Annotated in this window: 5 protein-coding genes; 3 read left to right on the top strand and 2 right to left on the bottom strand. The window is 70.1% G+C overall.

Features of this window, described 5'->3' with window-relative positions:
* Positions 1–51 precede the first annotated feature (51 nt).
* The gene (locus tag JOD67_RS25510; protein ID WP_205120224.1) at positions 52–1,095 is read right to left on the bottom strand and encodes a questin oxidase family protein; all 1,044 of its coding nucleotides are present in this window, start codon (positions 1,093–1,095) and stop codon (positions 52–54) included.
* A gap of 226 nt (positions 1,096–1,321) precedes the next feature.
* Here JOD67_RS25510 and JOD67_RS25505 point away from each other — a divergent pair, with 226 nt between their 5' ends.
* From JOD67_RS25505 to JOD67_RS25495, 3 genes are read left to right on the top strand one after another with little or no spacing between them, the layout of a single operon-like run.
* A complete protein-coding gene (locus JOD67_RS25505) occupies positions 1,322–2,623 on the top strand; it encodes a lysine N(6)-hydroxylase/L-ornithine N(5)-oxygenase family protein (protein WP_205120223.1) in 1,302 nt (433 codons plus the stop codon).
* A 14-nt stretch (positions 2,624–2,637) separates the two neighbouring features.
* A complete protein-coding gene (locus JOD67_RS25500) occupies positions 2,638–20,673 on the top strand; it encodes a non-ribosomal peptide synthetase (protein ID WP_205120222.1) in 18,036 nt (6,011 codons plus the stop codon).
* The gene (locus JOD67_RS25495; protein ID WP_205120221.1) at positions 20,670–20,882 is read left to right on the top strand and encodes an MbtH family protein; all 213 of its coding nucleotides are present in this window, start codon (positions 20,670–20,672) and stop codon (positions 20,880–20,882) included. The genes JOD67_RS25500 and JOD67_RS25495 overlap by 4 nt, the downstream gene beginning before the upstream one ends.
* Here the strand turns inward: JOD67_RS25495 and JOD67_RS25490 are convergent.
* A complete protein-coding gene (locus JOD67_RS25490) occupies positions 20,872–21,948 on the bottom strand; it encodes an iron-siderophore ABC transporter substrate-binding protein (protein WP_205120220.1) in 1,077 nt (358 codons plus the stop codon). The two genes, JOD67_RS25495 and JOD67_RS25490, sit on opposite strands and share 11 nt — an antisense overlap.
* Positions 21,949–22,001 lie beyond the last annotated feature (53 nt).

Below are 22,001 nucleotides of genomic sequence, written 5' to 3'. Positions count from 1 at the left end.
GCTCACGGTGCTGGCCCACAAGCTGCCATGCGCGGAGGTGTTGCGCCAGCGCTAGCTCAGCGGGTCGGTGAGCTGGGTGGCGCGAACGACGGACGCGAGGACATCCGCGTCGCCCGTACGTGCGTAGACGTCGAGGCAGGTGTCGGCGAGCTTGATCACGTGCTCGTCACCGTGCTCGACCGCGCGCGCGAAGATCTCGTCCGGCGTGCCGTCGGCTGCGGGGAGGTCGTCGCGGTCCGCGGGGATCGCCGGCGCGTACGCCGCGGTCACCGCCGCGCTCGCCGCCCACGCGGCATCCAGGCTGGCCGCCCACTGCTCGCGGGGGATCGCGGGCAGCGTCCGGAGCACAGCGGTGGGCGCGGTCGCGGCATGGACGAGCATGATTGGGCTGCCCTGCGCGGTGGTGAGGTACCGCTTGCTGGCGGCGTTCGCGACCTCCGCGATCCGGTCCCGCGCCTCGTCGGGCGTGAGGGCCGATCGGAGCGAGTCGAGCGAGGCCGTCCACCCGGACAGATCCCGGAGCTGGGTGAGCCGGTGGTTGATGCCCTGTTCCTGTTCTGGCACGCGCGGCACATTGGCGAGCGCCTGGGCCGGCGTGAGCCGGCCATTCGGCCGTACGGCGTTCGGCACCCGCTGCCACCTTGCCGCCCAGTAGCCGAGCGCCTGCCCGAGCTCGGCGCGGCCGGTGGGAACGTCGTGCTTCAACAGGTGGTGAACGACATGCCCGGTACGGATGACGCCGTGCGTGGCGCCGGCGGCGATCCCGGGCACGAGCCGTGGCCACCACGTGGCGAGAACCTCGCGCCAGGGATGATCCTCGACCTCGCGGCTGAAGTAGCCGAGCCAATCTCCGAGCCGCTTGGGGTCGCCGAGCGCGAGCTGCCAGTCGGTGGGGCCGATGGGGTACGTGCCTCTGGGCCGTTCTTCGAGGCGCTTGTTGTACGCGTCGAGCCAGGTGTGGACGCGCTTGGAGTGGCCGTGGCGCACCATCGCCTCGGCCGCCATGGGGCCGTGGTTGGAGAGCCAGCCCTCGAACTCCGGGCCCGTTTCGCCGAGTCGCTCGTACGCCTCTTCCAGCGTGCCTTCGTCTGCCATGCGGCGACCTCATCACAGGAAGGGAGAGGACCGCATCGGGCGGCAGGTGGGGGAGGAGTAGGCCGATCGTCCTAGTCCGGGGTGCGGCCGGATGTGGTCGGACTCACACCAGGGTGCGACGTGGCAATCGCTCTCCGCAGTACTCGGGGATTGACGCTGCCCGGAGCTTAAGGAAGGCTTACCTAAGCTAGCTGCGCGGCGGGATCTTCCGAGTGATGGGACACGAATGACAGCGACGTCTGCTCCTCATGGTCCAGACGAAACACCGGTTCATGACCTCATCGGGGTCGGCTTCGGGCCCTCCAACCTGGCCCTCGCCGTCGCACTAGCCGAAGAGCCAGCGACAACAGCGCAGCCCAGCGCCGTGTTCTTCGAACGGCAACCCCAGTTCGGCTGGCACCGCGGCATGCTCTTCGACGACGCCACCATGCAGGTCTCGTTCCTCAAGGACCTCGTCACCCTCCGGAACCCGACCAGCCGCTTCTCCTTCCTCTGCTACCTGCAGGCCAGGGACCGGCTGATCGACTTCATCAACGCCAAGAACCTCTTCCCCCTCCGCATCGAGTTCCACGACTACCTCGAATGGGCCGCCGCCCAGGTCGACCACCTTGTCCGATACCGGCACGAGGTGGTCGAGCTCCGCACGGCCGAGGTCGGCAGGTACGTCGACGTCGTCACCCGCGGCCCGAACGGCACCACCACTCATCGGGCGAGGAACGTCGTCTTCGCCACCGGCCTCGAGACCAACCTCCCCGACGGCGTCGTCCCCTCGCGCCGCGTCTGGCACAACCGCGACATCCTGCACCGCATCGACGAGCTCAGGACCACCAAGCCCAGCCGCTTCGTCGTCGTCGGCGCCGGCCAGAGCGCGGCCGAGGTCACGTCGTTCCTGCACCGCGAGTTTCCCGACGCCGAGATCTGTGCCGTGTTCTCGCGGTACGGCTACAGCCCCGCCGACGACAGCCCGTTCGCCAACCGCATCTTCGACCCGGCCGCCGTCGAGGACTTCTTCGACGCCCCGCCCGAGACCAAGAAGATGCTGCACGCCTACCACGCCAACACGAACTACTCCGTCGTCGACGCCGAGCTCATCGAGGACCTCTACGCCCGCCGCTACCGGGAGAAGATCCTCGGCAAGGAACGTCTCCGCATGCTCAACGTCTCCCGCCTCGTCGACGCCACTGAGACCCCGGACGGCGTACGGGCCACCATCGAGCTGCTCACGAACGGCGAGAAGATGTCGCTCGACGCCGACCTCCTCGTCTGCGCGACGGGCTACAAGCCGGCGGATCCCTCAGCCCTGTTGGGAAATCTCGCGCCGCACTGCCAACGCGACGGCGACGGGCGACTCGTCGTCGGCCGCGACTACCGCATCGCCACGGCAGCCACGCTGGAAGCCGGCCTCTACCTCCAGGGCGGCACCGAGCACACGCACGGCATCACCTCGTCGCTGCTCTCCAACACCGCCATCCGCGTGGACGAGATCCTGCGGTCCGTACGCGACGCTGAGCTCGCCACGCAACGATGAGCAAGGACATACCGTTGGTCCCACTCAGCCGGGGCCAGGAAGTCATCTGGCGCGCCCAGCAGTTCGACCCCGACGCGACGATCTACAACGTCGCGATGTGCGTCGAGCTGCAAGGCGCGGTTGACACCGACCGTCTCGCCGGCGCGATCGCCACGGTGGTCGAGGCGGCCGAGCCGTTGCATGCCACGTTCGTCGAACGGGACGGCGTGCCGTACCAACGCCTGGTGGCCGAACGCCCACCGGTCGAGCAGCTCGACCTGTACACCCCAGAAGCGGCGGACGCGTGGATGCGCGCTGACTGCGGCACGGTGATCGACCTCGAGAACGGTCCGATCGTTCGCCAAGCCCTGTTGCGCATCGCCGACGACCGCGTGCTCTGGTACCAGCGCTACCACCACCTGATCACAGACGGGTACGCGCTCGCCCTGCTGATGGGCAAGGTCGGCGAGCTCTACTCCGACAGCGCGACCACCGTCCCGCCTTGGCCCCTGAGAGGCCTCGTCGAAGCCGACCAGCACTACCGCCAGTCGCCGACGCATCAGGCGGATCGCGAACGCTGGTTGGAGAAGTACGCCGACAAGATTGAGCCCAGCCGCCTCGTCGAACGCGTCGAGACGCAGTCGAAGCTCGTCCACCACCGCGAAGTCGATCTCACTCTCGCCGAGGCGGATCGCCTGCGCGACCTGGCGGAGAAGGTCGACAGCAAGTGGACCCGCCTGGTCATTGCCGCCTCTGCCGCGTACACGCATCGCATGACCGGAGCGCAAGAGGTCGTCCTCGCGCTGCCGGTCACCGCACGCGTCGGACGCACCCGCGCGATCCCCGGCATGGTGTCGAACGTCCTTCCCCTGCGGGTGAAAGTACGACCCGAGCACACCCCGCGCCAGCTGATCGACGCCACCGCGGCGGAGGTGTGGTCGGTCGCCAAGCACGGACGGTTCCGCGGCGAGGACCTGGCCCGCGAGCTCGGCTTCGACGGTGGTCTCGGCGAGCTGGTCGGCCCGACCGTCAACGTGCTGACGTTCGAACGAGGCATCACGTTCGGCGGCCTCGACTTCTCCATCCGCCCGTTCGTGCCCGGCCCGGTGAACGACCTGTCGATCGCCTACTACGAACGTGCCGACGGCAGCATGCGGATCTTCCTCGACGCCGACTCCGCAGTCTGCACCCCCGAACAGCTCGCCGCCCACGAGCAGCGGCTGCTCGCCCTCCTCGACGCGTTCGTCACCACCCCCGACCAACCGATCGGCACGATCGAGCTGCTGGACAAGGCCGAACGCGAACTCGTCCTGAACGAGCTCGGCATCGACGAGCACGAGAGCCCCGAGCTCACCTGGCCGGCGGCGTTCGAACGGCAGGTCGCCCGCCGCCCGAACGAGCCCGCCGTTGTCTGCGAGGACACCAAGCTCACGTACGCGGAGCTCGACGCCGCGGCCAACCGTGTCGCTCACCTGCTCAAGGCGAAAGGCGTCCAGACCGAGGACGTCGTCGGCGTCGCTGTACCAAGAACGACCGACCTCGTCGTCGCCCTGCTCGGCGTGCTCAAGTCCGGCGCTGCCTACCTCCCGCTCGACCTCGACCACCCGCCCGAGCGCATCGACTACATGCTCGACGACGCCGGTGCCAAGCTCGTCTTGACAGCGAACGAGCTGCGCGACGCGGAAGCGTACGACGACACCAGGCTCAACCTCGAGATCGACCTGGCTCAAGCCGCGTACGTCATCTACACCTCCGGCTCGACCGGTCAGCCCAAGGGCGTCGTCGTCTCGCACGACGGCATCGGCAGCCTCATCGCCACCGCCACCGAACGCATCGGCATTGCCGAGGACAGCCGCGTCCTGCAGTTCGCCTCGATCGGATTCGACGTGACCGTGTGGGAGCTGGTCATGTCGCTCGGCGTCGGCGGTCGCGTGATCGTCGTGCCCACCGAGCGCCGCATCGCCGGACCAGAGCTGACCGACTACATCGCCAAGCACGAGGCGACGCACCTCGCGCTGCCGCCGTCGCTCGTCGCCGCGTTCCCGAAGGACCTCGCGCTGCCGGAGAACGCGTACCTCCTGGTCGGCACCGAGACCGTCCCGCCCACGCTCGTCGCACGGTGGGCACAGAAGCTGAACGTCGTCGCGGCGTACGGGCTCACCGAGGCAACGGTCAACTCCACGCTCTGGAACGCTGGCGACGTCCCCGCCGACTGGACCGGACCCGTACCGATCGGCGTCCCCGACCCGAACACCCGCACCTACGTCCTCGACTCCGCGCTGCGACCGGTCGCTGTCGGCGTCGAGGGGGAGCTGTACGTCGGCGGCCGCGGCCTCGCGCGCGGCTACCTCGGCCGGCACGCGCTCACGTCCGAACGGTTCGTCGCCGACCCGTTCGGCCCACCCGGCAGCCGCATGTACCGCACCGGCGACCGCGTCCGCTGGCAACCCGACGGCACACTAGCGTTCCTCGGCCGCGCCGACAGCCAGCTGAAGCTCCGCGGCCACCGGATCGAGCCTGGCGAGATCGAGACGGTCCTCAACACGCACCCCGAGGTGTCGCAGGCGGCGATCGTGCTGACCACCGACCACCGCGGGATGAAGCGGCTGGTCGCGTACGTCGTCGGCCCGACCCACGCCGACAGCGTCCGCGCGCACGCCCGCGAGCGGCTGCCCGAGTACATGGTCCCGTCCGCCGTCGTGCTCCTCGACGGGCTGCCGGTGACGCCGAACGGCAAGCTGGACGCCAAGGCGCTGCCCGCGCCGGATTGGGCAACGCTGGTTGGCGATACGGCCCCGCGGAACGACACCGAACGGACGCTGGCCGACCTCTTCGCTCAGGTCCTCGAGCTGCCGAACGTCGGCATCCACGACAGCTTCTTCGAGCTCGGCGGCGACAGCATCGTCGCGGTCCAGCTCGTCACCCGCGCCCGCCACGCCGGGCTCGCGCTCACGCCGCGGCAGGTGTTCCAGCGCCGCACGGTCGCCGCGCTCGCCGAGGTCGCGACCACCACCGTCGCCGCACTCGCTGACATAGTGCCGTACGCGCTGGCCCAGCCCACCGATGAAGAGCGCGCCGAGCTGCCCGGGCTGAGCGACGTCCTGCCCGCAACGCCCTTGCAGGCAGGACTGTTCTTCCACGCGCACTTCGACAGCAGCGACACGTACGCGGTCCAGGAGACGTTCGCGCTCACCGGGCCACTCGACGCCGGCCGGTTGCGGCGAGCGCTGCAGGAGACCGTGGACAGCCATCCGTCGCTGTGCGCCGGGTTCCGGCAACGTCCGGACGGGCAGGTGGTGCAGGTCGTCGTCGACGGTCTCGAGGTGCCGTGGGGCGAGATCGAGGGCTGGGACGTCGAGGAGATCGCCGCGGCCGAGCGCGAGGTCGGCTTCGACCTCGGTCGACCGCCGCTGCTGCGCGCGGTGCTCGTTCGGCTGTCCGACCACGAGCATCGGCTCGTTCTCACGCTGCATCACATCGTCGCCGACGGCTGGTCGATGGCGGTCGTGCTGCGCGAGCTGCTCGACCGGTACGAGCACGACCGGCCGGTTGTGGCCGACGGGACGCATCGACGGTACGCCGCGTGGCTCGCGCACCGCGAGGTGTCACTCGATGCGTGGAGTAGTGCGCTCGCCGGCCTCGACGAACCCACCCACCTCGCCCCCGCCCTCGTTTCGAATGAGGGACGCCCTCATTCCAGTCAGCGGCGTGCGCTCTCCGCGGCGCTGACGTCCGAGCTGACCGCGGTTGCCCGCAAGCATGGGTTGACGCTCGGCACGATCCTGCACGGGGCTTGGGGTGTGCTGGTCGGCGCGCTGACCGGACGTTCCGACGTGGTGTTTGGCAGTACGGTGTCCGGCCGCGACGCCGACGTGCCGGGCATCGAGAACGCGGTCGGCCTGTTCATCAACACCCTGCCGCTGCGCATGCGCCTCCGCCCCGACGAGTCGCTCGTGGCCACGCTCATCCGCCTGCAGGACGAGCAGTCCCACCTGCTCGACCATCAGCACGTCGGGCTGGCTGAGATCCAGCGAACGGCGGGGATCGGTGAGCTCTTCGACACGCTCGTCGTGGTCGAGAACCAGCCGGCGGCCACGGACCTCACTGCCGGGGAAGTGGCGATCTCCGGCATCGACGTACGCGACGCTGTGCACTATCCGGTCGCGCTGATCGCCCACCCTGGCGAGCGCTTGAGCCTCGAGCTGAAGTACGACGCCGCCCGCGGCATCGACGCCGAGACCCTGCTGGACCGCTTCGTGCGGGTGCTCGAGGCCGTGCTGGCGGACGAACGGCTGTCGCGGCTCGACCTCCGGACCGACCATGGCGACGACGTGGTCGATCACGAGGTCCCCGACCACACGCTGATCCAAGCGATCAAGGCGCAGGTCGCCCGCACCCCGCACGCCACCGCGGTGATCGCCGACGACGCCACGCTGACGTACACACAGCTCGACGAACGAGCGGCCAAGCTCGCCGGCCAGCTCCGCGACCTCGGCGCCCGACCAGGCCGCGTCGTCGCCGTCTCCGTGCCAAGATCCGCCGACCTCATGGTCGCGCTGATCGCCGTGCTGAAGACCGGTGCCGCGTACCTCCCGATCGACCTCGACTACCCGGCGGACCGGATCGCGTACATGCTCGCCGACTCCGGCGCGCGCATCCTCATGGACGCCGACGGACCGAGCCGCCTCGAGGGCAGCGACGGGCCGGAGGTGGCCCCCGACGCCGCATACCTGATCTACACGTCCGGCTCGACCGGCCGCCCCAAGGGCGTGGTCGTCGGCAACCGCGCGATCGTCAACCGGCTCGCGTGGATGCAGGGCAAGTACGGGCTCAGCGCCCACGACCGCGTGTTACAGAAGACGCCGTCGAGCTTCGACGTGTCCGTGTGGGAGTTCTTCTGGGCGCTCTGCGAGGGTGCGGCCGTCGTGCTGGCCAAGCCGGACGGGCATCGCGACCCCGCGTACCTCGCCCGCACCATTGCCGAGCACAGGGTCACCACGCTGCACTTCGTCCCGTCGATGCTGGCCGCGTTCCTCGGCGCGGTCGAGGGCAACGACTGGTCGGCTTCGCTGTGCCGGGTGTTCAGCAGTGGCGAGGCGTTGCCGACCGACGTCGCGGACCGCTGGCTCGCGCGCACGATGGTGCCGCTGCAGAACCTGTACGGGCCGACCGAGGCCGCGGTCGACGTGACCTGGTTCCCGTACGAGGGTGGGGGAGACACCAGCTCGGTGCCGATCGGCTGGCCGGTGTGGAACACGCGGCTGCACGTGCTCGACCCCTGGCTGCGGCCCGTCCCTTCTGGCGTGGCGGGCGAGCTGTATCTCGCTGGGGTGCAGCTGGCGCACGGCTACCACGGCCGCGCCGATCTGACGGCCGAGCGGTTCGTCGCCAGCCCGTTCGGCGCGCCGGGCGAGCGGATGTACCGCACCGGCGACCTCGTCCGCCGGCTCGCGGACGGCGCGCTGGAGTACCTCGGCCGCACCGACCGGCAGGTCAAGCTCCGCGGCAACCGCATCGAGCTCGGCGAGATCGAGGCCGCGCTAACCCGCCAACCCGGCATCGCCCAAGCCGCCGTGACCGTGCGGGACGGCGCCCTCGTCGGCTACATCGTCCGCACCCTGGGCCAGGAACTGGGTGGGGGGCACCCCAGTCCCATAGGTCCGGACGAGGGTGCCCCCGACCCAGTGCCGGGGACCGCTGCGACGGGTGGGTTGTTGGGTGGGGGGCACCCCGGTCCCATAGGTTCGGACGAGGGTGCCCCCGACCCAGTGCCGGGGACCGCTGCGACGGGTGGGTTGCTGGGTGGGGGGCACCCCGGTCCCATAGGTTCGGACGAGGGTGCCCCCGACCCAGTCACGGGCGGCGACGTGGCGGCGGTGCTGGCGGCGCTCGCGGGGGAGCTGCCCGCGAGCATGGTGCCGACGGCGATCGTCGAGCTGGACGCGCTGCCGCTCACGCCGGCGGGCAAGCTCGACGTCCGCGCGCTGCCCTCGCCGGCCGTCGAGAGCGGTGCCGGTCGTGCGCCCTCCACCGAACGCGAACGAATCCTCTGCGCGATATTCGCCGACGTCCTCGACCGCGCCGAGGTCGGCGTCGACGACGACTTCTTCATGCTAGGCGGCGACAGCCTGTCCTCGATCGGCGTCTCCACCCGTGCCCGCAAGCACGGGCTGGAGGTCAGCCCGCGCGACGTGTTCGAGCAGCGCACTCCCGCCGCGCTGGCCGCCGCGGCGACGACCGTGGAGAAGTTCGAGCAGCACGCCGGACCGCTGCTGACCCTGACCGACGCCGAACGTGCGCGTATCGACGCCGACGAGGTGTGGCCGCTGTCGCCCCTACAGGAAGGGCTCTACTTCCTCGCGACCTACGACGGCGGCGGGCTCGACGTCTACACCGGGCAGGCGACGTTCGACCTGGAGTTCCGCGTCGACGCGGACAGGCTACGCGCCAGCTTGGACAGCCTGCTCGTACGCAATCCCAGCTTGCGGGCCGGGTTCCTGAGCGACGGCTTCAGCCAACCGGTGCAGTACATCGCCAGTACCGCGACGATCCCGCTCACCGAGCTCGACCTCACCCACCTGACCGACAAGGATCAGCAGGAAGAGGTCGACAGGCTGCTCGCCGAGGACCGGCAGGAACGCTTCGATCTCACCCGGCCGCCACTGTGCCGCGCGATGCTGATCCGGCTCGGCAAGGACCGTGACCTGATCGTGCTCAGCCACCACGTCCTGCTCTGGGACGGCTGGTCGGAGTGGCTGGTGATGGAGCAGCTGTTCGACCACTACGACCGCACCGGCGAGCTGCCGACCCCCGGGACGTATCGCGACTACCTCGACTGGCTCGACAGGCAGGACCTCGACATCGCCAAGCAGGTTTGGCGAAACACGCTCAGCGGCCTGGACGAGCCGACACTCGTCGCCGGCGCCGACGCGGGTCCCGCGCCGATCCTCCCCGACACCGTCGACGTCCACCTGTCGCCCGAGGTGAGCGATGCGATCCGCAAGCAGGCACGCGGCAACGGCGTCACCTTGAACACGATGCTCAACGCCGCTTGGGCTCTCGTGCTCTCCAACACGATCGGCCGCTCCAACGTCGTCTTCGGTGCCGCGGTCGCCGGCCGGCCGATCGGCGTACCGAACGTCGAGACCACGATCGGCCTGTTCCTCAACACCGTTCCGACCCGCATCGCCCTGGACCCCAGCGAGAAGGCCCTCGACCTGCTCCACCGCATCCAGGCGGACCGGGCGGCGACGATGCCGTACGAGTATCTCGGACTCTCCACGCTGCAACAGGATTCCGGTCATCGGCAGCTGTTCGACACGCTGTTCGTGCTGCGCGCCGCCGATGGGGACGACCGGCTAGCCGAGTTCCGGCAGCGACACCGGATCGCGGACGTCGTGAACGTCGACGCGACGCACTACCCGCTCACGATGGTCATCACCCCGTCGCGACGGATGCAGGTCACGCTGTCGTACCGTCCCGACCTGTTCGACCGCGACTTCGCCCAGCACTTGACCGAACGGTTCACCGCCGCGCTCGACCAGCTCTGCGGCGACCTCGCCAAGCCCGTCGGCGCGATCGGACTCGGCGCGACCGCGTGGAACTCGAACGAGCATCCCGTGCCGAACGAGACCGTCGCCGAGCTGCTTACCGCCCAAGCCCGCAAGACGCCCGACGCGACCGCGCTGGTGTACGGCGACGAGATCGTCAGCTACGCCGAGCTCGACAGCCGCGTCAACCAGCTCGCGAGGCTGCTGCTCGACCGCGGCGCCGGCCCGGAACGCCTGGTGGCGTTGGCGATTCCGAGATCGACCGACATGGTCGTCGCGCTGTTCGCCGTCCTGCAGACCGGCGCCGCGTACCTGCCGTTCGAGCTCGACCACCCCGACGACCGGCTCGCGCTGATGCTCGACGACGCCGACCCGGAGCTGCTGCTCACGACCGCGGCCGTAGCCCCAAGGCTGCCCGAACGCGATGGCAGGCTCGTGCTCGACGAGCTCGATCTCACGACGTTCTCCGGCACGGCGCTGGCCGACGAGGAGCGGCCCGGGTTCACGCCGAGCGACCCGCTCCGGATGGAGCATCCGGCGTACGTGATCTACACGTCCGGCTCGACCGGCCGACCCAAGGGCGTCGTCACGCCGTACCGCGGCCTCACCAACATGCAGCTCAACCACCGCGAGGCGATCTTCGACCCGGCGATCGCGTCGGCCGGAGGGCGGCGGCTGCGGATCGCGCACACGGTGTCGTTCGCGTTCGACATGTCCTGGGAGGAGTTGCTCTGGCTCGTCGAGGGCCACGAGGTGCACGTCTGCGACGAGGAGCTGCGCCGCGACGCCGAGGCGCTGGTCGCGTACTGCGACGAGCACGCGATCGACGTGGTGAACGTGACGCCGACGTACGCGCAGCTCCTGATCCAGCAGGGCTTGCTCGACGGCCATCGACCTGTCCTGGTGCTGCTGGGTGGCGAGGCGGTGTCGGACGCGGTGTGGTCCGCGCTGCGCGACACCGAGGGGACGTACGGCTACAACCTCTACGGTCCGACCGAGTACACGATCAACACGCTCGGCGGCGGAACGCTCGACAGCGCGACGCCGACGGTGGGCAAGCCGATCTGGAACACGCGCGGCTACGTGCTCGACCCGTGGCTCCGGCCGGTGCCGGACGGGGCGGCGGGGGAGCTGTACATCGCCGGGCTCGGGCTCGCCCGCGGCTATCTCGACCAGCCTGGCTTGACGGCGCATCGCTTCGTCGCCGACCCGTTCGGCCCGCCGGGTGCGCGGATGTACCGGACGGGCGACCTCGTCCGGGTGCGACGGGACGGCAACCTCGACTTCCTCGGCCGGACCGACGACCAGGTCAAGGTGCGCGGGCACCGGATCGAGCTGGGCGAGATCGAGTCGGTGCTGGCGCGTCAAGCCGGGGTTGCGCAGGCCGCCGTCGTGGCGCGGGACGACCCGACGGTTCCAGGCACGCAGCGGCTCGTCGGGTACGTCGTGCCCGCGGTCGTCGCGGACGCGCGGGAGGACCTCGAAGCTGAGCAGATCGGCGAGTGGCAGCAGATCTACGACGCCGAGTACACCGAGATCGGCACCGCGCTGTTCGAGGAGGACTTCGCCGGCTGGGACTCGAGCTACGACGGTCAGCCGATCCCGTTGGAGCACATGCGGGAGTGGCGGGCCGGGACGGTCGAACGGATCCGTGAGCTCGCGCCGCGCCGGGTGCTGGAGATCGGCGTCGGCACCGGCCTGCTGCTGTCGCAGCTCGCGCCGGACGTCGAGGAGTACTGGGCGACGGACTTCGCGGCGCCGGTGATCGGGAAGCTGCGGGCGGGGATCGCTTCCGTGCCGTCACTTGCGAGCAAGGTGACGTTGCGCTGCCAGCCGGCGCACGTGGTGGACGGCCTGCCGGCGGGGACGTTCGACACGATCGTGATCAACTCGGTGGTGCAGTACTTCCCGAGCCTCGACTACCTGAACTCGGTCATCTCGCGGGTGTTGGGGCTGCTGGCGCCGGGTGGTGCCTTGTTCATCGGCGACGTACGCAACCTGCGGTTGACGCGGACGTTTCATGCCGCGATCCAGTCTGCTCGTGGGGTCGAGGACGAGCGCGCGGTCGATCGTTCGGTGGCGTTGGAGAAGGAGCTGCTGGTCGACCCGGACTTCTTCGCCGGGTTCGAGGGCGCGCGGATCCGTACGAAGGCGGGCACGCACCACAACGAGCTGACCCAGTTCCGCTACGACGTCGTCCTCCGCCGTACACCGTTCACCGCCACCGACCTCTCCACCATCCCCACCGTCCACAGCTGGCGCGACTTCACCCACCAGGATGGGGTTTTCGAGGCTCTGCAATCGGTTGCTGACCCCGCTTCGGTGGGTGAAGTGCGGGTGGTGGGGATACCGGACGCGAGGTTGGGCGAGGGGGTGGAGCAGGCCGAGGTGCGGGCGGTGGGGGAGCGGCTCGGGTATCACGTGGAGGTCACGTGGTCCGCGGCCCTCGGGTCCTTCGACGCGATCCTCACCCGTGCGCCTGGGCCGTACGTGGGTGGCTATCTGCCGACCGGCGCGGCGGTGCTGGCGAACGATCCGGGTGAGGCGCGACGGAACAACGCGCTGGTGCAGCAGGTCCGCGCCGCGCTGCGGTCCACGCTGCCCGACTACCTGGTCCCGTCGGCGCTGGTCGCGGTGCCGGCGCTGCCGCTGACGGAGAACGGCAAGCTGGACGTTCGCGCGCTGCCCGACCCCGAGCCGGTCGTGCTCACCGAGTCGTCCCGTGCTCCGGCGAACCGCGAGGAGGAGATCCTCTGCGCGCTGTTCGCCGAGGTTCTCGGGCTGCCCGAGGTTGGCGTCGAACACGACTTCTTCGACCTCGGCGGCCACTCGCTGCTCGCCACCCGACTGATCAGCCGCGCGCGAACGGAGCTGGGCGCCGAGCTCGCGATCCGCGACCTGTTCGAAGCGAAGACTCCCGCCCGATTGGCCGAACGGGCCGCGGCGGGCAAGCCGGCCCGCCCACCCGTGCGGCCTCGGCAGCGGCCGGAGCGCATCCCGCTCTCCGCCGCACAGCGACGCCTACTGCTCGTCGACCGGCTGGGCGGCGGCGTCGCGTACAACTTCCCGCTGGTGTTCCGCGTTCGCGGCGCGCTCGAGGTCGCCGCGTTGCGGCAGGCGACGCAGGACGTCGTCGCGCGGCACGAAGCCTTGCGGACTCTCGTCGACGATCTCGGCCAGCACATCCTGGACGCCGAGGTCCCGGTGCCGTTCTCCGTCGAGGATGTCGACGATCCCGGCGCACGCATCGACGAGCTGAAGCGCCGGCCGTTCGATCTCGCGCGCGAGATCCCGCTGCGCGTCGACGTTCTCCGGCTGAACGAGGACGACCATGTCGTCGCATTCGTGCTGCACCACATCACGACCGACGAGTGGTCCGACCGCCCGTTCCTCACCGACCTCACCGTCGCGTACCAGGCGCGTATGAACGGCGAGCATCCGGAGTGGAACCCGCTGCCGGTGCAGTACGCCGACTTCACCCTGTGGCAGCAGGACTTTCTCGCCTCCGGCGCCGAGGCCGAGCAGCTCGCGTACTGGACGAACGCGCTCGCTGGGCTGCCCGACGAGCTCACGCTGCCGTTCGACCGGCCGCGTCCCACGCAGCCGTCCGGACGCGGCGGCAAGGTGCACCTCGAACTGCCGCCCGCTGTCAACCGTGCCTTGCGGGAGCTGTCGGCGAAGACCGGCGCGAGCATGTTCATGGTGTTCCACGCCGCCGTCTCGGCGCTGCTGGGCAAGCTCGGTGCGGGCGAGGACATCCCGTTGGGCGCACCGATCGCGGGACGTACCGACGACGCGGTCGACGACCTCGTCGGGTTCTTCGTCAACACGCTCGTGCTCCGCGCCGATCTGTCCGGCGACCCGACGTTCGCCGAGCTGCTGGCGCGGGTCAAGGAGTCCGACCTCGCGGCGTTCGAGCACCAGGACCTGCCGTTCGAACGCGTCGTCGAGGCGCTGAACCCGACCCGCGTCGCCGGCCGCAACCCGCTGTTCCAGGTCATGCTCGGCTACCACCACCGCCCGGGCGGCGACCCGGACGTGCTGGGGCTGCCGACCGAATGGTTCGGCATGGACACCGGCGACGCGAAGTTCGACCTGCACTTCACCGTGATCGAGGAGAACGAGCGGATCGGGCTGATGCTCGAGTTCGCTGAGGACCTGCTCGACCACGAGTCCGCCCGCGCGATGCTCGCTCGCTTGGAACGGGTGCTCGCCAGCAACCCCGACGCGCGGCTCAGCGAGCTCGAGCTGCTCGATCCCGCTGAGCGCTCAGCTCTCGGCGAGTGGAACTCGACCGCGCACGACGTTCCGGCCACGACGCTGCCCGCGCTGTTCCGGGCTCAGGTCGCGCGGACTCCGGGCTCGACCGCGCTCGTGTTCGGCGACATGCGGCTCACCTACGCCGAGCTCGACGCGCATGCCGGCCGGCTCGCTCGGCGGCTCCGCGAGCGTGGGGTTGGTCCGGAGGACCTCGTCGCCGTCTCGATCCCGCGCTCGCTCGAGCTGGTCGTCGCGCTGTACGCGATCCACCGGGCCGGTGCCGCGTACCTGCCGGTCGACCCGGACTACCCGGCCGAACGGGTCGCGTTCATGCTCGACGACGCCCGACCCGCGTGTGTCCTGGCGTTGGCTGACGTGGACCTCGCCGACGACGGGGAGCCTTACTGCGTTGAGGATCTCGCTCCGTCGAGTCCCGCGTACGTGATCTACACGTCTGGCTCGACCGGCAAGCCGAAGGGCGTCGTGAACACGCACGCCGGCATCGTCAACCGGCTGCTGTGGATGCAGTCCGCGTACGGACTGGAGCCTGGCGAACGCGTGCTGCAGAAGACGCCGTCGAGCTTCGACGTGTCGGTGTGGGAGTTCTTCTGGCCGCTGCTCGTCGGCGCGACGTTGGTGATCGCCAAGCCGGATGGGCATCGGGACCCGCGGTACCTCGCCGAGCTGATCCAGCGCGAACGGGTCAGCACGGTGCACTTCGTTCCGTCGATGCTGCGGGTGTTCCTGGACGAGCCTGCCGCGGTGGACTGCGTCGGCCTGCGGAGAGTGATCTGCAGTGGCGAGGCGTTGCCTGGCGATCTGGTCTCGACGTTCCCGCTGCCGGCGGAGCTGCACAACCTGTACGGGCCCACCGAGGCGGCCGTGGACGTCACCGCGTGGCCGGTCGAGGCGGGCGGCCACGCGGTCCCGATCGGTAGGCCGGTCTGGAACACGCAGGTGTACGTCCTCGACGCCGCGCTCCGGCCGGTGCCGCCCGGGGTGGCGGGGGAGCTGTACCTCGCCGGCGACCAACTCGCCCGCGGCTACCTCGCCCGACCTGGGTTGACGGCGGAGCGCTTCGTCGCGAACCCGTTCACGCCCGGCCAGCGCATGTACCGCACCGGCGACCTCGCCCGCTGGAGTCGCGCCGGCGTGCTGGAGTACCTCGGCCGCGTCGACGACCAGGTCAAGGTGCGAGGGGTACGGATCGAGCTGGGCGAGATCGAAGCGGCGTTGACCCGCCACCCCGGCGTCGCCCAGGCCGCCGCCGCTGTTCGAGGCGATGCCCTCATCGCCTACGTCGTCCTGGGTGGGGGGCACCCTGGTCCCATAGGTTCGGACGTGGGTGCCCCCGACCCAATGCCGGGGACTGCGGCGGCGGGCGAGGTGTTGGGTGAGGGGCACCCTGGTCCCATAGGTTCGGACGTGGGTGCCCCCGACCCAATGCCGGGGAGTGCGGTGGCGGGGGTGCTGGCCGCATTGGCGCGGGAGCTGCCGGCCGGCATGGTGCCGTCGGCGGTCATCGAGCTGGAGGCGCTGCCTCTTACTCCGAGCGGGAAGCTCGATCGGAAGGCATTGCCCGACCCTGCCATCTCCACCTCCGGGCGCGCGCCGCGGACGCAGCGCGAAGAGGTGCTGTGCGGGATCGTCGCTGGGGTGCTCGGGCTGCCGAGCGTCTCCATCGACGACGACTTCTTCGCCGCGGGTGGGCACTCACTCCTCGCGATGCGGCTGGTCAGTCGGGTGCGCGGTGCGTTCGGGGTGGAGCTGTCGCTGCGCGACGTCTTCGACTCGCCCACAGTCGCGCAGCTCGTGGGTCGGTTGACCGAAGGGACGTCGCGACCGGCGCTCACCCCCCACGAACGACCCGACCCGATGCCGCTGTCCGCCGCGCAGCGACGGATGTGGGTGCTCTACCAGGTCGAGGGCCCCTCACCCACCTACAACATCCCGCTCGCCTGGCGCCTCACCGGCCGGCTCGACGTCCAAGCGCTCGAAGCAGCCGTGCACGACCTCGCGCAACGGCATGAGGCACTGCGCACGATCGTTCCCGACCACGACGGCGAGCCCTACCAGCAGCTCATCGACGACGTACAGCTCCACACCGACGTCGTCCAGGCGAACGAAGACGAACTCCCAGCCCTGCTTGCGGAAGCAGCCAGCCACGGCTTCGCGCTCGACCGGGAAGCACCGCTCCGCCTGACCGTCTTCGAGCTGGCACCGAACGACCACGTCGTCCTCCTCCTGCTCCACCACATCGCCGGCGACGAGTGGTCCGAACGTCCTCTCACCACCGACCTCGCCATCGCCTACCAAGCCCGCCTCGAAGGCACCGCGCCGGAGTGGGCACCGCTCCCGGTCCAATACGCCGACTACACGCTCTGGTCGCGCGACCTGCTCGGCGACGAGAACGACGAAGCCAGCCTCGCCGCGCGCCAACTCGCCTACTGGAAGCAGCAACTCGCCAACCTGCCCGAGGAGCTGAGCCTCCCGTACGACCGGCCCCGACCGCTCGAGGCCAGCTACCGTGGCAGCTCCGTCGATCTGTCCCTCGACGCCGACCTCGCGCAGCGCCTGCGCGAGGTCGCGAAGGCCCACGACGTCAGCATGTTCATGCTCGTCCAGGCCGCCGTCGCCGTCCTCCTCACCAGGCTCGGCGCCGGCACCGACCTCCCCCTCGGCAGCCCGATCGCCGGCCGCGGCGACGAGGCGCTGGAGGACCTGGTCGGCTTCTTTCTCAACACCCTCGTCCTCCGCACTGACACCTCCGGTGACCCCACGTTCGCCGACCTGCTCGCGAGAGTCCGCGACACCGACCTCGCCGCGTTCGACCACCAGGACGTCCCGTTCGAACGGCTCGTCGAGGTCCTCAACCCCGCCCGCTCGCTTGCGCGGCATCCGCTGTTCCAGACCATGGTCGTGTACGTCGCCGGCGCCGACGGCAGCCTCGCGTTCCCCGGCGTCGAGGCGCGGCCGGTACCGCTCGGCGCGAAGACCGCGAAGTTCGACCTGTCGTTCGACTTCGTCGAGGTCGGCGACGCCGTCCACGGCGTGCTCGAGTACGCCGCCGACCTGTTCGACGACACCACAGCGGAGGGGTTCGCCCAACGCCTGCAGCGGATTCTGCACGCCGTCGCCAAGAACCCAACGCAACAGATCGGCGCGATCGACGTTCTCGGCGACGAGGAACGCCACCGCCTGCTCGTCGAGTGGAACGCCACCGCGCTGCCGGTCGAGCCGACGACCGTGCCCGGCCTGTTCGAGGCACAGGTCGCCAAGTCCCCGGACGCACAGGCGCTGGTGTCGGACGACCTCACGCTCACGTTCGCCGAACTGAACGAGCGGGCGAACCGCCTCGCCCGCTTGCTGATCGAGCGAGGCGCCGGCCCTGAGAAGATCGTCGCCCTCGTCCTCCCGCGCGAGGGCCGCACGATGGAGGCGATCCTCGCCGTGCAGAAGGCCGGCGCCGCGTACCTCCCGATCGACCCGGCCAACCCGCCCGAGCACATCGCCCAGACGCTCGCCGACGCCGACCCCGTCCTCACACTCACGGTCGAAGAGACCGCCCACCTCGCCGACGGTCTGCGCCTCGACCAGGCCGAGCTGCCGGACGACGGAAGCAACCTTGACGCCGGCCTAAGTCCCGAGCATCCCGCCTACGTGATCTACACCTCCGGCTCGACCGGCAAGCCCAAGGGCGTGGTGGTCTCGCACGCGAACGTCGTCAACCTGTTCCACAGCCACCGCGAGAACCTCTACCAGCGGGCGCAGGAGCTCACCGGCCGCCAGCACCTCAACGTCGGGCACGCCTGGTCGTTCTCGTTCGACGCGTCCTGGCAGCCGCAGCTGTGGCTGCTCGACGGGCACGCGCTGCACGTCGTGAACGACGAGGTGCGCCGCGACCCCGACCTCCTCACCCAAGCAATCCGCAAGCAGGCTTGGGACTTCCTCGAAGTCACGCCGTCGTTCTTCCAACAGCTGGTGGAGTTCGGCCTGCTCGACGACGACACCTGCCCGCTCGCGGTCGTCGGCGTCGGCGGCGAGGCCGTCCCGCGCGCCCTCTGGGAGCGACTGCGGACGATCGAGGGCACCGAGAGTTTCAATCTGTACGGACCGACCGAGGCCACCGTCGACGCGCTCGTCGGGCGCTTCCGCGACAGCGAGGACCCGGTCGTCGGCAGGCCGGTGCACAACTCGCAGGCGTACGTCCTCGACGACCGGCTCCGGCCGCTGCCGCCGAACGTGCCGGGGGAGCTGTACCTCGCCGGCGCCGGACTCGCGCGCGGCTACCTGGGCAGGCCGGACCTCACCGCCGAACGGTTCGTCGCCAACCCGTTCACGCCCGGCGAACGGATGTACCGCACCGGCGACCTGGCCCGCTGGACGGTCGACGGGCAGCTCGACTATCTCGGCCGCGCGGACGACCAGGTGAAGATCCGCGGGTTCCGGATCGAGCTGGCCGAGATCGAGGCCGTCCTCGCTAGCCACGAGACGGTCCGGGACGCGGTCGTCGTGGCCCGCGGGCCGCGACTCGTCGGCTACGTCGTCGCCCCCGAGGGCGTAGGCCCGGCGTTGCGCCAGCACGTCGCATCACTGCTGCCCGACCACATGGTGCCGGCCGCGATCGTCGTCCTCGACCGGCTGCCGACGCTGTCGAACGGCAAGCTCGACAAGGCCGCCCTCCCAGAGCCGGACTTCGCCGCGGCCAGCACCGGGCGAGCTCCGGAAACCCCACAGCAGAAGGCGTTGTGCGACGTCCTCGCCCAAGTCCTGGGATTGCAAGAGGTCGGCATCGACGACGACTTCTTCGCGCTCGGCGGCGACAGCATCGTCGCGATGCAGCTGGTCGGACGGGCACGGGCGGCGGGCGTGCGGTTCACGCCGCGGCAGGTGTTCCGGCACCGTACGGTCGCCGCGCTCTGCGAGATTGCCTCCGACGCCACCGCGGTCGCGGCCGAGGACGGTACAGGCGAGGTGCCGCTCACGCCGGTCATGCACTGGCTGCGCGAGCTCGGCGGACCGTACGCCGGCTACCACCAGGCGAACCTCGTCCGCACGCCAGCCGCGCTCGACCAAGCCGCGTTGATCGTCGTCCTGCAAGCGATCGTCGACCGGCACGACCTGCTGCGAGCGCGGCTCGTCCGCGATGGCGACGAGTGGTCGCTGCACGTTCCGCCGGTCGGCTGCGTCGACGCCGCGACGCTGGTCGAACGTGTCGACATCGCCGGCCTGGAAGGCGAAAAGGTCACCGCGCTGATCGCCGAGACCGCGCGGGCAACCAGAGCGCGGCTGGATCCCGACCGCGGCGAGATGCTCCGAGCCGCGTGGTTCGACGCCGGCCCCGGCCGGCCTGGCAAGCTGCTGTTGACAGCGCACCACCTCGTCGTCGACGGCGTCTCGTGGCGCGTCCTGCTGCCCGATCTCGCGAACGCGTGGGAGGCGCTTGCTGGAGGGGTGCAACCGAACCTCCCGCCGGTCGAGGTCCCGTTCCGCTCCTGGGCTCGCGCGCTCGTCGAGCAGGCCCCCGATCGCGAGAACGAGCTCGCCGCCTGGGAGGACACTCTGGCGAACGGCGTCGCGCTGCCCATCGAGCGACCGCTGGACCCAGCCCGCGACGTCGTCGCGACGATGCGCGAGGTGACAGTGTCGATGCCGGTCGGCACGCTGCTGACCGACGTACCGACGGCGTTCGACGCCACTGTCAACGAGGTCCTGCTCGCCGCGTTCGCCAAGGCGTTCGGTGGCCGCGTGCTCATCGACCTGGAGGGGCACGGCCGCGACTCCGACGACCTGGATCTGTCCCGGACGGTCGGCTGGTTCACCACCGTCTACCCGGTCGCGCTCGCCGTGAGCGACGATCCCGACGAAGCGGTGGCAGACGTCAAGGCCACCTTACCCAAGAGCGGACTGGGCTACGGAATGCTGCGACATCTCAACTCAGGCACACGATCGAGGCTCGCCAAGTACGAGCCGCCGCGGGTCGAGTTCAACTACCTCGGTCGTTTCGGGCTCGCCGACGAGGTCGACTGGTCGTACGCGCCCGAGGCCGCCGTTGCGGAGGTCGGCCCTGATCCGGACATGCCGGCCGGACACGCCCTCGTCGTGAACGCGGCGACGCAGGATCGTCCGGAGGGCGCGGTGCTGTTCGCCCAATGGACGTTCGCGGAAGGCGTTCTGTCGGAGCAGAAGGTGCGCGAGCTGGCGGACGGCTGGTTCCGCGCACTGGAGGCGTTGCAGCAACGAGCTAAGGAGAAGCGATGACGAACCCGTTCGAGGACAACGACGGCTGCTACTACGTGCTGGTCAACGACGAGGGCCAGCACAGCCTGTGGCCGGCGTTCGCCGACGTGCCCGCCGGCTGGACGACCGTGCACGGACCGGAGGCCCGTCAATCCTGCCTTGACTACGTCGAGGCGAACTGGACGGACCTCCGGCCAAAGAGCCTGATCGAGCGCGCAACTAAGCCTTGACGGGCTCCACCTTCGTGGCCGGGTCGTCGTCCACCGCGGCGGCGATCCTCGGGACGACGTCGTCCAGCAGGAACGGCAGGCTCAGCACGCTGATGAACGAAGTGGCCGCGCCGACCGGGGTGTTGGTCTCGATCAGCAGGTCGCGACCCTCCTTCACCACCGACAGGTCGGCGTAGAGCGGGTTCTTGTTCAACGCCGCGCGGTCCTTCGCGTACGTGTCGATGATCATGACCAGCACGTCGGTGTCGATCAGATCCATCCGTTCCGCGGCGATGTTCGCGCCGAACTTGTCCCCGATCGCCTTGTCCAGGTCTGGCGGCAGCGTGAAGCCCAACGAGGTCAGCAGTCGCGAGCGCGGGTCGTCGCTCCCGTACACGAACATCCCCTGGTACGGCGTCGCCATCAGGCCGCTCTTGCCCGCGAACTCCGGGTGCTCCTTCTTGACCGTCTCGATCTTGGCCTTGACCTCGTCGATGAGCTTCTGCGCCTCCGGCGCCTTGCCGACCGCCTGGCCGACCTTGGTCGTGAGCTCCTCCCAGCCGATGCCGTAGCCCGGGTACTCGGCGGGGTTGGCGACGACCGGCGCGATCGCGGTCAGCGTGTCGTAGTCCTTCTTGGTCAGGTCGGAGTACAACGCGATGATCAGGTCCGGCTGGAGCGCGGCGACCTTCTCGTACTGGATGCCGTCCGCCTGCGGCAGCACGGTCGGCAGCTCGCCGCCGAGCTTGTCGTAGGCGGCCTTCGCCCAGGGGAAGATTGCGCCGGGCTGCTCGCCGAACCACTCGCTGGTCCCGACCGGGACGATGCCGAGCGCGAGCAGCGCGTCCTGTTCGACCAGCCCGACCGCGACGACCCGCTTGGGTGCCTCGGTGATCTCGGTCGCCCCGTACTTGTGCTTGATCGAGACGGGGAAGGCCGCCTGCTGCGGCTCCGCCGTGGTCCCGGCGGTTTCGCCGGAGTCGCCGGTCTCGCCAGGGTTGGCGACGTTGGCTTCGGTGCCGCCCGAGCCACACGCGGTGGCGAGGAACAGGGCGGCGGCTGCGATCGCGGCCGAGAGGACGGTCATGGGCCGGGGCATCGAGATCCTTCGGTGAGTGGGCCAGCTAGATACGGTTAGGC

Source organism: Tenggerimyces flavus (genome assembly GCF_016907715.1).
In the GTDB taxonomy this organism is placed as follows: Bacteria; Actinomycetota; Actinomycetes; order Propionibacteriales; family Actinopolymorphaceae; genus Tenggerimyces; species Tenggerimyces flavus.
The sequence above is the reverse complement of the archived record's forward strand: the minus strand, read 5'-3'. Positions and strand labels throughout refer to the sequence as shown.

What these genes read in the sequence shown, in the direction of transcription:
- JOD67_RS25495 (WP_205120221.1), top strand. Translation starts at nt 20,670, where the DNA reads ATGACGAACCCGTTCGAGGACAACGACGGCTGCTACTACGTGCTGGTC.
- JOD67_RS25510 (WP_205120224.1), bottom strand. Translation starts at nt 1,095, where the DNA reads ATGGCAGACGAAGGCACGCTGGAAGAGGCGTACGAGCGACTCGGCGAA.
- JOD67_RS25505 (WP_205120223.1), top strand. Translation starts at nt 1,322, where the DNA reads ATGACAGCGACGTCTGCTCCTCATGGTCCAGACGAAACACCGGTTCAT.
- JOD67_RS25490 (WP_205120220.1), bottom strand. Translation starts at nt 21,948, where the DNA reads ATGACCGTCCTCTCGGCCGCGATCGCAGCCGCCGCCCTGTTCCTCGCC.